Source organism: Pseudomonas sp. LRF_L74 (assembly GCF_965644255.1).
Lineage (GTDB): Bacteria > Pseudomonadota > Gammaproteobacteria > Pseudomonadales > Pseudomonadaceae > Aquipseudomonas.
The window spans coordinates 48,116-63,320 of the sequence record NZ_CBFFRH010000002.1 but is presented as its reverse complement, the minus strand read 5'-3'; the positions used below and the strand labels follow the sequence as shown (position 1 = coordinate 63,320).

Below are 15,205 nucleotides of genomic sequence, written 5' to 3'. Positions count from 1 at the left end.
ATCAGGTCTCACGGGACTCGAGGCGACGCAGCAGTTCGCCGGCGACTGCCAGGAGCAGTTCGTCGGCGCCCTTGGCAGCGACCAGTTGCAGGCCCACTGGCAAACCGGACAGCCCTTCGAAAGGCATGCTCAGCGCCGGATGGCCGGAAAGATTGAAAGGCCGCACCAGGGCGGTCATGCCGAGTACCGCGCGGGTGTCGGCGGCCTCTTCGACAAGCAGGGGGTAGTCGGGCATGGTCGGCAGCGCCAGCACCGGGTACTGCGCCAGGGCGGCATCGACCTCGGCGGTGAACGTGGCGCGCACCCGCTCGGCGGCGGCCAACGCCTCATCGCTGGTGGTGCCGGCGGCCTGCAGGCGAGCGGCGACATCCGGGGCGACCAGGCCGGTCTCCAGCAGGTGGCCGCAGGCGTTCCAGGTCTCGCGGTTGATCACCACCATGCCGGCGTCATAAGCGGCCTTCATGCTGGGCAGGCGTACCTCGCCCAGTACCAGACCGCTTGCGTTCAGCACACCCTCGATGCACTGCTGCACTTCGCTGTGCGCATCCACCGCCACCACGCCCAAGCCAACGGCAGAAGCATCGGGCAGCTCGCCCAGGCTCGGGTCGATGGCGCGCATCGCCTCGATCAGCATCGGCAGGTCGGCGGCGAGCGGGCCGACGCAATCGAGGCTGGTGTGGGCCGGCATCACACCGCGGCGGTCGATGCGGCCGAAGGTCGGCTTGAAGCCGTAAACGCCACAGCAACAGGCCGGAATCCGCACCGAACCACCGGTATCGGTGCCCAGGGCAAAATCGCACAGGCCAGCTGCCACGGCAGCCGCCGAACCGCTCGATGAGCCTCCGGGAATACGCCCCGGATACCGTGGGTTCTGCGGCGTGCCCAGGTAATGATTGATGCCGGTGGTGCCATAGGCCAGCTCATGCAGGCTGGTCTTGCCGGTCACCTGGCAGCCCTTGGCCAGCAGATGCTCGATGACCGCCGCGTTGGCCTCGGCCAGAGGCGCGTCCTGCAACGCACGACTGGACGCCCGAGTGGCATGGCCGGCGATATCGATGGTGTCCTTCACCATCACCGTCGGACCGGCGCCGCCTACGGACAACTGCTCAACCAGAATCGTCATTGCATTTCACCTCTGTGGCGGGATCAGGCGATGGGCCTTGCAGCCCGTCGCGTAAATCCAAAATCACCACATTTACGTGAATTGTCAATTGAATTATCAGAAAATATTCACGACCGAAAATGGTGCACTTTTCACGCAAAAGCACCACATCCGTGCAAATCGGTAACACCTGTAAAAATCATCATGACCATGAGTTAAAATTAAAATTTAACCTTAAAAAAACAATAAGTTAATAAAAAAATCCATACATAAAACTCATCGAACGACTGTTACCACGCCCCATTCAAGGCCAGTAACAAGACATAAAAAATCATCGATAAATATTTATTTAAAGGTCGTAAAAACAGGCAAAAAATACATCAATTTTTAGCCATTTAAAAATCATGAAAAACAGCGTTAAAGCCCTGAATAAACAGCCTTGACGATGCTCGACCTTCCCCTCCGGAACACCCCGCACCACCCCTCGAAAAACGCCTGTTACCGATCGGCCCGATCGTGGTGCGGACCAGCCCCTGGCATGCAACCTGCAAATTCGCTTTCGCCAACCACCCCGACGCGGGGTGTCGGGCGACTGGCGCTAGCCCGCCTACGAGAAGGCCGACAGAGGCCCGTTACAGCCTTGCCCACGGAGAACGACATGCGGTTCGAGAAAGCTGTGTCCACCCTGATGTTGAGTGCACTTTGCGCGTCCATGGCCCAGGCCGACGTGAAGATTGGCGTGATCACCTCCTCCACCGGGCCCATCGCCCTGGTCGGCATCCCGCAGAAAAACAGCGTGGCGCTGATGCCGAAGAAAGTCGGCGACCAGGACATCACCTACATTTCGCTGGACGATGGCAGCGATCCGACCGCCTCGGTGAAGGCCTTCAAGAAGCTGATCGACGAAGAGCACGTCGACGCGATCATCGGCCCAAGCGGCTCGCCCAACGCCATGGGCGTGATCCAGTTCGCCGCCGAGTCGGGCACGCCGATGCTGGCGCCGGTCGGCACCGCCGCCGTGGTGCTGCCGATGAGCGAGCAGAAGAAGTGGGTGTTCAAGACCACCCAGAACGATGACCTGATCGCCCAGGCGCTGGTCGAGCGCATGGTCAAGACCGGCCAAAAGACCCTTGGCCTGATCGGCACCGCCGATCCCTACGGCGAGAACTGGAGCAAGGTGATGAGCGCTCTGGCCGAGAAGAACGGCATCAAGATCGTCGCCAACGAGCGCTTCCAGCGCCAGGACACATCCATGACCGGCCAGGGCCTGAAGATCCTCATGGCCAAGCCTGATGCCGTGCTGGTAGCCGCGCCCGGCAGCTCGGCGGTGATGCCGCAGACCACGCTGTTCGACCAGGGCTACAAGGGCCAGGTCTACCAGACCCACGGCGCCGCCCTGCCGGCCTTCCTGCAATTGGGTGGCAAGAAGGTCGAGGGCACCATTCTCGCCGCCAGCCTGATGCTGGTGATCGACGAGGTACCGGACAGCCATCCGTCCAAGGCCGTGGCCCGCAAATACATCGACGACTACACCCAGCTCAACGGCCGCGAACCGGCGACCTTCGGTGCCAACGTCTACGACGCCGGCCTGCTGCTGGAAAAAGCCATTCCCGTGGCCGAGCAGAACGCCAAGCCGGGTACGCCGGAGTTCCGTGCGGCACTGCGCGATGCGCTGGAGCAGACCAAGGAGCTGGCCGGCACCCAGGGCGTCTACACCATGACCGCCGAAGACCACAGCGGCTTCGATGAACGCGGTCGCGAGCTGATCACGGTCAAGGACGGCAAGTGGGTCCTGCTCAAGTAATCACGCCCCACCCATAACTAGAAATTGGTGAGCGGTCGCTGTAGACCGCTCGCCTTCCCGCGTGTGGCGGCCCCCTGCCGTTGAGGAAGCCTTGCAATGAATTTCCAGATAGCCATGCTGCTGGGCCAGGATGGCGTGACCAATGGTGCGATCTACGCCCTGCTGGCGCTCTCCATTCTCCTGGTCTTCACCGTGACCCGGATCCTGTTGATCCCCCTGGGTGAGTTCGTCACCTTCGGCGCCCTGACCATGGCCGCCCTGCAGGCTGGCCAGCCGACCAAGCTGGTCTGGCTGCTGCTGACGCTGACGGTCATCGACTGTGCCCTGGACCTGCTCGGCGCGTTGCGTTCGAGTCAGCGTTTGCGCCTGCCGAAATGGCTGCCGATCAAGCTCGCCTATGCCGTGGCCTTGGTCCTGCTGGTGCAGTACCTGCCGCTGGCCGAGCTGTCGATGGCCCTGCAAGCCCTGCTGACCCTGGCGTTGCTGGTGCCGATGGGGCCACAGATGTATCGCCTGTTCTTCCAACCTATCGCCGGTGCCCATTCGCTGGTACTGCTGATCGTCTCCATCGCCGTGCACGTGGCCATGGTCGGCGTCGGACTGTTGCTGTTCGGCCCAGAAGGCGCGCGTACCAAACCCTTCTCCGAGGCCGGCCTGGAACTCGGCCCGGTGACGCTGAACAGCCAGACCCTGTGGGTCATCGTGGTGTCGCTGGCCTTGATCGTCGGCCTGTTCCTGTTCTTCGAACGCAGCCTCTATGGCAAGGCCCTGCAAGCCACGGCGGTGAACCGCATGGGCGCGCGGCTGATGGGCATCTCGCCGACCCTCGCGGGCAAGGCGACCTTCGCCCTCGCCGCCTTCATCGGTGCGCTTTCCGGCGTGCTGATCGCACCGATCACCACCCTGTATTTCGACTCCGGTTTCATCATCAGCCTGAAGGGCTTCGTCGGCGCCATCATCGGCGGTCTGGTCAGCTACCCGGTCGCCGCCATCGGTGCCTTGGCCGTCGGTCTGGTCGAGGCGTTCTCGATGTTCTGGGCCAGCACCTACAAAGAAATCATCGTATTCACCCTGATCATCCCGTTCCTGCTCTGGCGCTCGCTCACCAGCCATCACGTGGAGGAGGAAGAATGAAGTCCCGCTACCTGATGATCGTCCTGATTACCCTGCTCGGCCTCGCCCCGCTGCTGCTGCCAACCTTCCAAATCACCCTGCTCAACTACATCGGCCTGTACACCCTGGTGGTGCTGGGCCTGGTGCTGCTCACCGGCGTCGGCGGCATGACCAGCTTCGGCCAGGCGGCCTTCGTCGGCCTCGGCGCCTACACCAGTGCCTACCTGACCACCACCGAGCAATTGCCGGGCTGGCTGGCCTGGACCGCCGGTTCGCCCTGGCTGTCGCTGCTGGTCGGCATCGCGTTGACCGCCGTAGTGGCGCTACTGCTTGGCGCGCTGACCCTGAAGCTGTCGGGCCATTACCTGCCGCTCGGCACCATCGCCTGGGGCATTTCCCTGTACTACCTGTTCGGCACGGTCGACGACCTCGGCGGCCAGACCGGCATTGCCGACCTGCCATCGATCTCGCTGTTCGGCCTGGCCCTGGATAAGGGCGAGAAGATCTATTACCTGATCTGGGCCGTCCTGCTGGTGGCGATCCTGATCACCCGCAACCTGCTCAACTCCCGCGAAGGCCGCGCGATCCGCGCACTCAAGGGCGGCCAGGTGATGGCCGAGTCGATGGGCGTCAACACTTTCCGCGCCAAGCTGGTGGTGTTCCTCATCTCGGCGCTGTTCGCCGCCGTCTCCGGCTGGCTGTACGCCCACACGCAGCGCTTCGTCAATCCGACGCCATTCGGCCTGAACATGGGCATCGACTACCTGTTCATGGCCCTGATCGGCGGGGTCGGCAGCGTCTGGGGCGCGCTGCTCGGCTCGGGCATCCTGACCCTGCTCAAGCAATGGTTGCAGGACTGGCTGCCGATGCTGATGGGCAGCCAGGGCAACTACGAGATCATCGTCTTCGGCCTGCTCATCGTGGTGCTGATGCAGCGCGCGCCAGGTGGCCTGTGGCCGCTGCTGGTACGCCTGGTGCCAGCGCGCTGGCGACGCGGCCAGCACGACGCCAGGGCCGACGACCAGCCCAGCGGCCTCAGCCGACGCGATCTGCCGCGCAGCGGCGAGGTAATCCTCGAAGCCCGTGGCGTGACCAAGCGTTTCGGCGGCCTGGTCGCCAACAACGCGATGAACCTGACCCTCCACGCCGGCGAAATCCTTGCCCTGATCGGCCCCAACGGCGCCGGCAAGAGCACCCTGTTCAACCAGCTTTCCGGGGTCACCGTACCCAGCGAAGGCGAAGTGCTCTTCCTGGGCGAGAAGATCAACGGCATCCCCTCCCGGCGCATCGCGAGGATGGGCATGAGCCGCACCTTCCAGCACGTCAAGCTGCTGCCGAGCATGAGCGTGCTGGAGAACGTCGCCATCGGCGCGCACCTGCGTGGCGACAAGGGCATCGTGCCGTCGCTGCTGCACCTGGAACGTCATGAAGAAGCCGACCTGCTGCGCGAAGCCCGCCGACAACTGGAACGCGTCGGACTTGGCGACTCCCTCTACGAAGAGGCCGGCAGCCTCGCCCTCGGCCAGCAACGCATCCTCGAAATCGCCCGCGCGCTGTGCGCCGATCCCTGCCTGCTGCTGCTCGACGAACCCGCTGCCGGCCTGCGCCACAAGGAAAAGCAAGCCCTCGCCGAACTGCTGCGCAAGTTGCGTGGCGAAGGCATGGCGATCCTGCTGGTGGAACACGACATGGACTTCGTCATGGGCCTGGTCGACCGGGTCACGGTGATGGAGTTCGGCCAAAAGATCGCCGAAGGCCTGCCGGACGACGTGCAGAAAGACCCGGCGGTACTCGAAGCCTATCTCGGAGGAGTGGAATGATGACGGCCCCTACCCCTATCACCAAGCCCCTGCTGGAGGTCAAGGACCTGTGCGTGTCCTACGGCAAGGTCCAGGCGCTGAGCGATGCCAGCCTGAGCGTCGGCGAGGGCCAGATCGTCACCGTGATCGGCCCCAACGGCGCCGGCAAGACCACTCTGCTCTCGGCGATCATGGGCGTGCTCGGCTCGCGGGGCCAGGTGTCGTTCGACGGCACCCTGGAAGCCGTGCCGGAAGTCGAAGTGCTGGTCGGTCGCGGCCTTGGCCTGGTGCCGGAAAAACGCGAGCTGTTCGGCAGCATGAGCGTCGAGGACAACCTGCGCCTCGGTGGTTTCATGCGCTACCGCAAGGGCGACAAGTACCTGGAAGGCACCCTGCAGGAGGTCTACAGCCTGTTCCCGCGCCTGTTCGAACGCCGCAAGCAGCAGTCGGCGACCCTCTCCGGCGGCGAACGGCAGATGCTCGCCGTAGGACGCGCACTGATGGCCAAGCCCAAGCTGCTGATGCTCGACGAACCGAGCCTGGGCCTGGCGCCGCTGATCACCCGCGAGATCTTCCGCATCATCGCCGACCTGCGTCGCCAGGGCGTGTCGATCCTGCTGGTGGAACAGAACGCCCGTGCCGCCCTGCGCGTCGCCGATTACGCCTATGTCCTGGAAACCGGGCAGATCGCCATGCACGGCCCGGCGGCCGAGCTGGCCGACGACCCGCGGGTGATCGAGGCCTACCTGGGGCTGGCCAGCAAGCATCAGGAGATGCTGGCGGGGTAAGGGCGATAGCAGCGCCAGGCCGTAGGGTGGACAACGCGCAGCTTGTCCACCGTGGACACGCACAGGCTCGTGACAAACCACGAGCTTACAGACAAATACCCAGAGTCATTGCTTGGTAGCCACGACAAAAAACGGGCTCAAAACGTGCCCTCAATGGTGGACAAGCTGCGCGTTGTCCACCCTACGGACTGCACAGAGCAACCCAGTAATACCGCCACTGCTAATCACACCAGACACCAGGAGAACACCTTGCCTCGACCGTCTCCCAAACGCATCTGCATCGTCGGTGCCGGTGCCATCGGCTGTACCCTGGCGGCGCGTATCAGTGCCAGCGGCCAGCCGGTCAGCCTGCTCGCCCGTGGCCAGGCCCTGGCCGCCCTGCGCGAGAACGGCGTGCGCCTGAGCGATCTCGACGGCACCCATCACAGCCCGGTGAACGCCAGCGACGATTGCGCCGCGCTTGGCCAACAGGACCTGGTGTTCATCTGTACCAAGGCCCCCGCCCTCGCCGGCCTGCTGCCTAGCCTCGGCCCGCTGCTGTGCCCCGAGACCATCGTGATGCCGCTGGTCAATGGCGTGCCCTGGTGGTACTTCCATGGCGTCGAGGGGCGCTTCGCCGAGCATCGCGTCGAAGCCGTCGACCCGGGCGGCGTTCTCAGTGCCGCAATGGACCTGGAACGGATACTCGGCTGCGTGGTGTTCATCACCGCGGAAACCGAGTCACCCGGCGTGGTGCGCTCGAACAACCCGCACCTGATGATCCTCGGCGAGCCGAACGGGCACATGAGCGAACGCCTGGAATGGGTCCGCGCGCTGATCGAGAACGCCGGCATCGAGGCCCGCGCCAGCGAGCGCATCCGCGACCCGCTGTGGACCAAGATCATCGCCAACCTCAGTTCCAACCCACTGTCGGTGGTGACCGGCGCGACCCTGGAAGAGTTGTACGGCACCTCCTCGTTGAAAAACGTGGTCGCCAAGATCCTCCAGGAAACCCTGCTTACCGCAGCCGCCTACGGCGCACGGATCGACTTCGACCCGCAGACCTTCATGGAACTGGGCGCCGGCATGGGCCCGGTGCGCACCTCCATGCTGCAGGACTACGAACACGGCCGCCCGTTGGAACTGGCCGCCATCGGCGACGCGGTGATCGAACTCGCCGGCTACCAGGGCCTCGCCATGCCCACCACCCAAGACATCCTCACCCTGGCACGCTTTCGCGGCGCCCAGGCCCATGCACACTGAAGAAGAGACCGAGCCGATGAATGCCATCACCGATTTCAGCAAACCCGCCCATTGCAGCGACGAAGAATGGGCGCTGCGCGTCAAGCTCGCCCATTGCTATCACCTGGTCGACTGGTTCGGCTGGACCGAGACCATCTTCAACCACATTTCCGCGCGCCTGCCCGGACCGGCGCACCACTACCTGGTCAACCCGTTCGGCCTCAACTACACCGAGGTCACCCCGGCCAACCTGCTCAAGGTCGACCTGCACGGCAACAAGCTGGAGCCTTCGGACTACGACGGCAACCCGGCCGGCTTCGCCCTGCACAGCGCGGTGCATGGCGCCCGCGATGACATCCAGTGCGTGATCCACACCCACACCACGCCGATCTCCGCCGTGGTGCAGAAAAAACGCGGCTTCACCCACGATGACTTCTACGGCGCCCAGCTCTTCGGCCGCGTCGGCTACCACACCTTCGAGGGCATCACCCTGTTCGACGACGAGAAGGTACGGATGATCGAAAGCCTGGGCGACAAGCACATCCTGGTGCTGCGCAACCACGGCATCGCCGTGGGCGAAAGCAGCATCGAGAAAACCTTGTTCCTGCTCTGGACCGTGCAGCGCGCCGCCGAGAACCAGTGCGCCGCCGGTGCCCTGGGTGGCGAGGACCACCCGCTGGATGAAGGCATCGCCGCCAAATGCGCGGGCCTGACCGCCATGCTGATCCGTGAAAGCGGCTTCGCCAGCAAGTTCTTCGAGGCCATGGTGCGCAAGATGAAGAGCGAGCGGCGCATGGCCTGGTAATCGATAGCGTTCACTGCTCGCGCCAGCGAATCCGGCCAGGCCCTGCATCAACGGGCGGCGCCCAGATCATGGATCAAGCGCCGCCTCGTAGCGGCGGCGGATACGCTCCAGCTCGCCGGACTTGCGCAATTGCTCCAGCGCCCGGGCCCAGGCCGCGACCCGTTCGTCATCACTGTCCCAACTGAAGGCGATATACAGGGAAGACCGGTACAGTTCGACAGGAACCCGTCGCAACGAGCCCGGAACGATATTCAGCTGGTTACTGTAGTAAGCCACTCCGGCATCGGTATCGCCGACGATGATGTCCGTGCGTCCGGCCAATAGCATGCGATAGAGCTGCTGGCTCTGGCCCGCGCTGCTGTCGAGATTGTTGAACCCCAGGGCCTGCAATCTACTGGGCACCAGGCCGGCGTGTCGCGTGGTGATCCGTGGCGCCGCCTTCAATTGCGCCAGGGAATTCACCGGTTGTCGTGAATCGGCCAGTTGGTAGGCATGGATGGACTCCTCCACGATGGGCCCGACCCATTTGAACAGCCCCTCGCGCTCAGGCGTACGAAACAGCGAATACATGATGGTCCTGGGCTGAGTGCGCAATTCGAGGGTGGAACGCATGCTGGGCAGCACCACGATTTCGAAGTCGTCACCATTCAGGGCCATGATCGCCTGCACGATGTCGGTCGCCATGCCGGTAAGCCGGCCGTTCTCACGGTAGTTGTAGGGCGCCCATTCCTCGGTCACGACCTGATAGCGCTCGGCCTTGCCAGGCGTGGCAAGCAGCAGACAAAGCAGCGCGGTACAGAGGGTCGGGAGCTTCACGTGTTCGGCCAGGTGCGGATCGATGATTTCCAATGCCATACAAGCATAGAACCCCATACGCATACAAAGCGGGTGTTGCGTTTACCGCCGTCCGGCGGGTAGTACGGAAAACCGACTGGAAGCCACGGCCGGACGCGTCAGGCACGGCACTTTCCTTGCACGGCCTGTCCTCGCCAGATCCCAGGCTGCAACCTGGCAACCACGTACAACAACCTGTCCAGCACGATCAATTTCCTGCCCTCGCCAGAGGTTTGAATAGAGCCTCACAACGATCCAGAGGCCATCCCCATGTCCACCCAGGAATACGACTACATCGTGGTAGGCGCCGGCTCGGCAGGCTGCGTGGTCGCCGCCCGGCTGATCCAGGAGAATGCCGGCAGCGTGCTGCTGCTCGAAGCCGGCGGCAAGGACAGCAGCCCCTTTCACAGCATGCCGGCCACGGTGGTGCAGGTCTTCCAGCAGAAGTCCTGGCCGTACATGACCGTGCCGCAGAAACACTGCAACCAGCGCGAGATGATCATTGCCCAGGGCAAGGTGCTCGGCGGCGGCAGTTCGGTCAACGGCATGATCTACATCCGTGGCCAGCACCAGGACTACGACGACTGGGTCAAGGACTGGAACTGCCCGGGCTGGGGCTACCGCGACGTGCTGCCCTACTTCAAGAAGGCCGAGGCCAACGAGAGCCTGGGCAGCGAATACCACGGCCAGGACGGTCCGCTGCCGGTCAGCGAGAACCGCTACCGCCACCCGATGACCATGGCCTTCGTCAAGGCCGGCCAGGAAATGGGCCTGCCCTACGTCAACGACTTCAATGGCGCGTCCCAGGAAGGCGTCGGCTTCTACCAGACCACCACCCGCAATGGCGCTCGCGCCAGCACCGCGCGCACCTACCTCAAGTCAGTGCGTGACAGCAGCCGGCTGACGGTCGTTACCGAGGCCCTGGCGCACAAGGTGATCATCGAAAGCGGCCGTGCCAGCGGGGTGAAATTCAGTGAGAAGGACGGCACGCCGATCATCGCCCGTGCGCGCAAGGAAGTGATCCTCAGCGCCGGCGCCTTCGGCAGCCCGAAGGTACTCATGCTCTCGGGCATCGGGCCGAAGGAACACCTGTCCAGCCTCGGCATCGAGACCCTGGTCGACCTGCCGGTGGGCAAGAACTTCCATGACCACCTGCACCTGTCGCTCAACGCCACCACTCACGCGCAGAACAGCATCCTCGGCGAAGACAAGGGCCTGCGCGGGATCAAGCACATGGCCCAGTGGCTGGCCTTCCGCAGTGGCCTGCTGACCAGCAACATCCTCGAAGGCGGCGGCTTCGTCGACAGCCTCGGCGTCGGCCGCCCGGACATCCAGTTCATGTTCCTGCCGGTGATGGACAACTTCGACAACACCCCCGGCGAAGCCCCGCCCGCCGCCGAGCACGGCCTCACGGTGAAAGTCGGCCACCTGCGGCCCAAGGCCCGTGGCGACGTGCGCCTGCGCAGCACCGATCCGGCCGACATGCTGCTGATCGATCCCAATTACCTGGGTGACGAGGAGGACCTGCAAGGGCAAATCCGCGCCGTCCAGGTCGGCCTCAAGCTGATGCAGCAACCGGCCCTCAAGGGTCTGATCAAGGCCATCACCGCCCCGGAAAACATCGACTGGCAAGACACCGCCGGTATCGAAAAGTTCGTGCGCAAGGCGATCAAGACCGTCTACCACCCCGGCGGCACCTGCTGCCTGGGCCTCGACCCGGCCAGCTCGGTGGTCGATCTGCAACTGCGCGTGCATGGCGTGCCCAACCTGCGCGTGGTCGACCTCTCAGTCTGCCCGCAGATCGCCAGCGGCAACACCAACGCACCGGCGATCATGCTCGGCGAGCGTGGCGCCGACTTCATCCTCGGCAAGGCGCCGCTGGCTCTCGATGCGCCCCATGAAAACACCTTGCAGCTCAACGAACTGATCGGCACGCGGCACGTATCGCTGGCCGAGACCAACCGCTCCTGAATTTTTCGCCTCTGGCGCCTGCCGTAACCGTGCCCATACCCGGGCACGCCATATTCCGGTTCGAGGGGTTCCCCATGCGCTTCACCCTGCAACGTCATCTGAGCAGTGCCGTCCTCCTTTCCCTGCTCGCCATCGGCCAGAGCGCCCATGCAACGGAAGGCGGCGGCGGTGCCTACGCCAACGGCAGCGAAGGCTTCATGACCGGCGCCCTGCCGCCGCCCGGCACCTACCTGGTCAGCTACAACACCTATTACAGCGCCGACACGTTCGCCAATTCGAACCCGGCCTTCGACGACTTCAAGGTCAACACCGCCGCCACCATCCTGCGGGCGATCCATGTCACCGACAAACAGATACTCGGTGGCAACTGGGCCATGCATGCCTTCCTGGTCGCCGCCGACGTGGATGTCGACATGGGCGCTGGCGGTCGCCAGGACCGCGCCGGCCTGGGCGACTTCATCTTCGATCCGCTGGCCATCGGCTGGCACAGCGGCAACTGGCACTGGATCGTCGGCCTGGACATCTACCTGCCCACCGGCCGCTACGACAAGGACGAGCTATCCAATATCGGCCGCAACTACGTCACCCTCGAACCGCTGTTCGCCTTCACCTATCGCAACGCAGCCGGCTACGAGTTCTCGATGAAGACCATGTTCGACCACAACTACGAGAACAGCGATACCGACTACCGCTCCGGCAACGAACTGCATGCCGACTTCGTCGCCGCCAAGCACTTCGGCAACTGGGGCGTGGGCATTGGTGGCTACACCTACAAGCAGGTCAGCGGCGACAGCGGCGAAGGCGCGATGCTCGGCGATTTCAAGGGTCGCGCCACGGCCCTCGGCCCGCAACTGACGTACACCTCGGCCAGCGGCCTGAACATCCAGGGCCGCTACCAGCATGAGTTCGACGTGCAGAACCGTCCGGAAGGCGACAAGTTCTGGTTGAACGTCGCCATCCCTCTCTGATTCGTTTTCCAACTGCCCAGGAGTCACCCCAATGAGCGATATTCAACTGCGGCCCCAGGTGCAGGCCTTCCTGCAACGCGAGCACGCCCACTTCATCGACGGCGCCTACCGCGCCAGCCGCTCGGCCAAGCGCATCGCCATCGTCAACCCGGCCGCTGGCGAAACCATTGCCCATATAAGCGCGGCCGACGCCAGCGATGTCGAGGCCGCAGTCGCCTCCGCGCGCACGGCCTTCAAGGGCAGTTGGGCAGCGACCTCGCCTTACCAGCGTGGCGTGGTGCTCAACCGCCTGGCCGATCTGATCGAGGCCAACGGCGAAGAGCTGGCCCAACTGGAAACCCTCTGCTCCGGCAAGTCGATCCACCTGTCGCGGATGTTCGAGGTCGGCCAGAGCGCGGTGTTCCTGCGCTACTACGCCGGCTGGGCGACCAAGATCAATGGCGAGACCATGAGCCCGTCCTTTCCCTCGATGGCCGGCGAGCAGTACACCGCCTTCACCCGTCGCGAGCCGGTCGGCGTAGTCGCGGGCATCGTACCGTGGAATTTCTCGGTGATGATCGGCGTGTGGAAGATCGCCGCGGCCCTGGTCACCGGTTGCACGCTGGTGCTCAAGCCCAGCGAATTCACCCCGCTGACCCTGCTGCGCCTGGCCGAGCTGGCCGTCGAGGCAGGCGTGCCGGCCGGCGTGCTCAACGTGGTCAACGGCACCGGCGAGGTCGGCGCGCAATTGATCGAGCATCCGCAGGTGGCCAAGGTGTCGTTCACCGGCTCGGTGCCGACCGGCGTCAGGGTCGGCCAGGCCGCGATGGCTTCTAACCTGACCCGCGTGACCCTGGAACTGGGCGGCAAGAACGCCGCGGCGCTGCTGCCGGACGTCGACCTCGACGCGGCCATCGCCGGCCTGGTCCAGACCGGCTACGTGCACCAGGGCCAGGTCTGTGCCGCCCCGGAACGCCTCTACGTGCCGCGCTCGCGCCTCGACGAAACCCTGGCGAAATTCAGCGCCGCCCTGCAAGGCATGAACATCGGCTCGCCCCTCGACGAGAGCGTGCAATTCGGCCCGCTGGCGAACAAGCCGCAGTTCGACAAGGTCGTGCAGTTCTTCGAAGTGGCGCGCCAGGAAAGCCGTATCGTCTGCGGCGGCAATGCCCTGGCCCGTCCCGGCTTCTTCGTCGAGCCGACCCTGGTGCTCGCCGGCAGCGCCAAGGATCGCCTGCTCCACGAAGAGACCTTCGGCCCGCTGCTGTGCGTACTGCCCTACGACGAGGTGGACGAGCTACCCGGCCTGATCAACGACTCGCCCTTCGGCCTCAGCGCCAGCATCTGGACCAACGACCTGTCCAAGGCCCTGCGCCTGATCCCGCAGATCGAAGCCGGTACGGTGTACGTCAACATGCACACCTTCCTCGATCCGTCCGTGCCCTTCGGCGGCATCAAGGCCTCCGGCAGCGGCCGCGAATTCGGCAGCGCGTTCATCGACGACTACACCGAGCTCAAGTCGGTGATGATTCGGTATTGACCGGCAACTATGAGGCAGGAGCGGACGTACACGCGATTACCGCTCTTGCACGGTGTGTTTAGCCGTCATTCCCGCGAAGGCGGGAACCCAGAAGCGCTTTTTTATTTGGGCTCCCGCCTTCGCGGGAGTGACGGTAAATAATATCGATGTCCGCTTATGCCTCGTAGCGGCCATCTACGCCGCAACCACACCGGCGCGGCACGGTACCTCTTCCTGGCTCAAAAAATGCTTGAAAGTTACCGTAATTAGCCCGGTGTGCAGAATCTCCCCAATGGCGCACCAAAACCACTAGAAGACACCGCGAGGTGCCCCGTGACCGTGCACAGCTCCCAGGATTTCGACCACTGGAATCACACCGTCCATGCCGTGTGTGGACGTTTCGTCACCCAGCGGGCGGACGTCGACGATGCGTTCGTCGGCACCATCCAGCCCCATGACCTGGGTGGCCTGAACGTCGCCGACATTCACATCAACGCCAGCTCCATCAAGCGCGAACGCGGCAGCCTCAGCCGCGCCGATGACCGCTTCTATTTCCTGATCCTGCAACGCCAGGGCGTCATGGCCATCAACCAGACCCAGGAGCAGTTCGTCCTGCACCCCGGAGAACTGGCGCTGTTCGACTCATCCCAGGCGTTCGAGATGTTGCCCCAGGGGCTGGTCAACCAGCTCTCGGTACACTTGAACCGCGATGCCGTCGAGCGCGTGCTACCGCCTTCGGCACGCCGTTTCGCCAAGCTCGAACAACACAGCCTGAGCGCCAACCTGCTGCGCGGGCTGCTCCAGCAAATTGCCAAAGGGCACCTGCAGCCCGTAGCCGACACGCGCGACGGCAACGCCCTGCAGGATGCGCTGATCAACCTGCTGCAACCCACCTTGCCGAGCCTGTCGCCAGAATCCGGCCGTCCCCTGCGCCGCCTGGCCGAACGACTGATCAACGATGCCCTGCCCGAGGCGCCCAGCCCCACGCAGCTGGCCGCAAGCCTCAACGTCTCGGTGCGCCAGCTCTATCGTCAATTCGAGATGGACGGCGAAAGCATCTGCCGCTACATCCAGCGCCAACGCCTGGAGCGTAGCGCCCGCGAACTGGCTGACGACGCGGCACCGATCACCAGCATCGCCTATAAATGGGGCTTCACCGACTCGGCGCATTTCTCCCGGACGTTCAAACGCCACTTCGGCGCCTCGCCTCGGGAATACCGACTCAGCCAGTTGAAAGATCACTAGTCCATCCAGCCACCAACACTCCGGCAGGCAAATCAAACTATCTGGCAGGCAACTACA

The 15,205-nt window shown here is 64.0% G+C and carries 12 protein-coding genes; 10 read left to right on the top strand and 2 right to left on the bottom strand.

The features are described from left to right. Position 1 precedes the first annotated feature (1 nt). Entirely contained in the window at positions 2–1,123 is a 1,122-nt protein-coding gene (locus tag ACSZPK_RS05155) for an amidase (protein WP_437880346.1), read from the bottom strand. A 637-nt stretch (positions 1,124–1,760) separates the two neighbouring features. Between ACSZPK_RS05155 and ACSZPK_RS05150 the strand changes: the two genes are divergently transcribed. From ACSZPK_RS05150 to ACSZPK_RS05125, 6 genes are all read left to right on the top strand, one after another. Continuing rightward, positions 1,761–2,906: an ABC transporter substrate-binding protein gene (locus ACSZPK_RS05150; protein WP_437880345.1), complete on the top strand. Its 1,146-nt coding sequence runs from the start codon at positions 1,761–1,763 to the stop codon at positions 2,904–2,906. Between the two features lie 96 nt (positions 2,907–3,002). Continuing rightward, positions 3,003–4,040 (top strand): branched-chain amino acid ABC transporter permease, encoded by a 1,038-nt coding sequence (locus tag ACSZPK_RS05145; RefSeq protein WP_437880344.1) that lies wholly within the window; start codon positions 3,003–3,005, stop codon positions 4,038–4,040. Continuing rightward, entirely contained in the window at positions 4,037–5,839 is a 1,803-nt protein-coding gene (locus ACSZPK_RS05140; protein ID WP_437880343.1) for a branched-chain amino acid ABC transporter ATP-binding protein/permease, read from the top strand. The genes ACSZPK_RS05145 and ACSZPK_RS05140 overlap by 4 nt, the downstream gene beginning before the upstream one ends. After that, a complete protein-coding gene (locus ACSZPK_RS05135; protein ID WP_437880342.1) occupies positions 5,839–6,606 on the top strand; it encodes an ABC transporter ATP-binding protein in 768 nt (255 codons plus the stop codon). The genes ACSZPK_RS05140 and ACSZPK_RS05135 overlap by 1 nt, the downstream gene beginning before the upstream one ends. 249 nt (positions 6,607–6,855) lie before the next feature. Further along, positions 6,856–7,848: a ketopantoate reductase family protein gene (locus tag ACSZPK_RS05130; protein WP_437880341.1), complete on the top strand. Its 993-nt coding sequence runs from the start codon at positions 6,856–6,858 to the stop codon at positions 7,846–7,848. Positions 7,849–7,864: 16 nt separating this feature from the next. Then, entirely contained in the window at positions 7,865–8,632 is a 768-nt protein-coding gene (locus ACSZPK_RS05125) for a class II aldolase/adducin family protein (RefSeq protein WP_437880991.1), read from the top strand. A gap of 66 nt (positions 8,633–8,698) precedes the next feature. On the opposite strand, the gene ACSZPK_RS05120 is transcribed toward ACSZPK_RS05125, so the two are convergent. Next, positions 8,699–9,487 (bottom strand): substrate-binding periplasmic protein, encoded by a 789-nt coding sequence (locus ACSZPK_RS05120; protein ID WP_437880340.1) that lies wholly within the window; start codon positions 9,485–9,487, stop codon positions 8,699–8,701. A 249-nt stretch (positions 9,488–9,736) separates the two neighbouring features. Here ACSZPK_RS05120 and ACSZPK_RS05115 point away from each other — a divergent pair, with 249 nt between their 5' ends. The 4 genes from ACSZPK_RS05115 (at position 9,737) to feaR (ending at position 15,148) form a co-directional block, all read left to right on the top strand. Then, positions 9,737–11,437, top strand: coding sequence for a GMC family oxidoreductase (locus tag ACSZPK_RS05115; RefSeq protein ID WP_437880339.1), 1,701 nt, complete (start codon positions 9,737–9,739; stop codon positions 11,435–11,437). Between the two features lie 74 nt (positions 11,438–11,511). Further along, positions 11,512–12,405 carry a SphA family protein gene (locus ACSZPK_RS05110; protein ID WP_437880338.1) on the top strand — a complete coding sequence of 298 codons (894 nt, stop codon included), beginning with the start codon at positions 11,512–11,514 and terminating at the stop codon, positions 12,403–12,405. Positions 12,406–12,436: 31 nt separating this feature from the next. Next, positions 12,437–13,924 (top strand): aldehyde dehydrogenase family protein, encoded by a 1,488-nt coding sequence (locus tag ACSZPK_RS05105; RefSeq protein WP_437880337.1) that lies wholly within the window; start codon positions 12,437–12,439, stop codon positions 13,922–13,924. A 312-nt stretch (positions 13,925–14,236) separates the two neighbouring features. Next, the gene (feaR, locus tag ACSZPK_RS05100; protein WP_437880336.1) at positions 14,237–15,148 is read left to right on the top strand and encodes a transcriptional regulator FeaR; all 912 of its coding nucleotides are present in this window, start codon (positions 14,237–14,239) and stop codon (positions 15,146–15,148) included. Positions 15,149–15,205 lie beyond the last annotated feature (57 nt).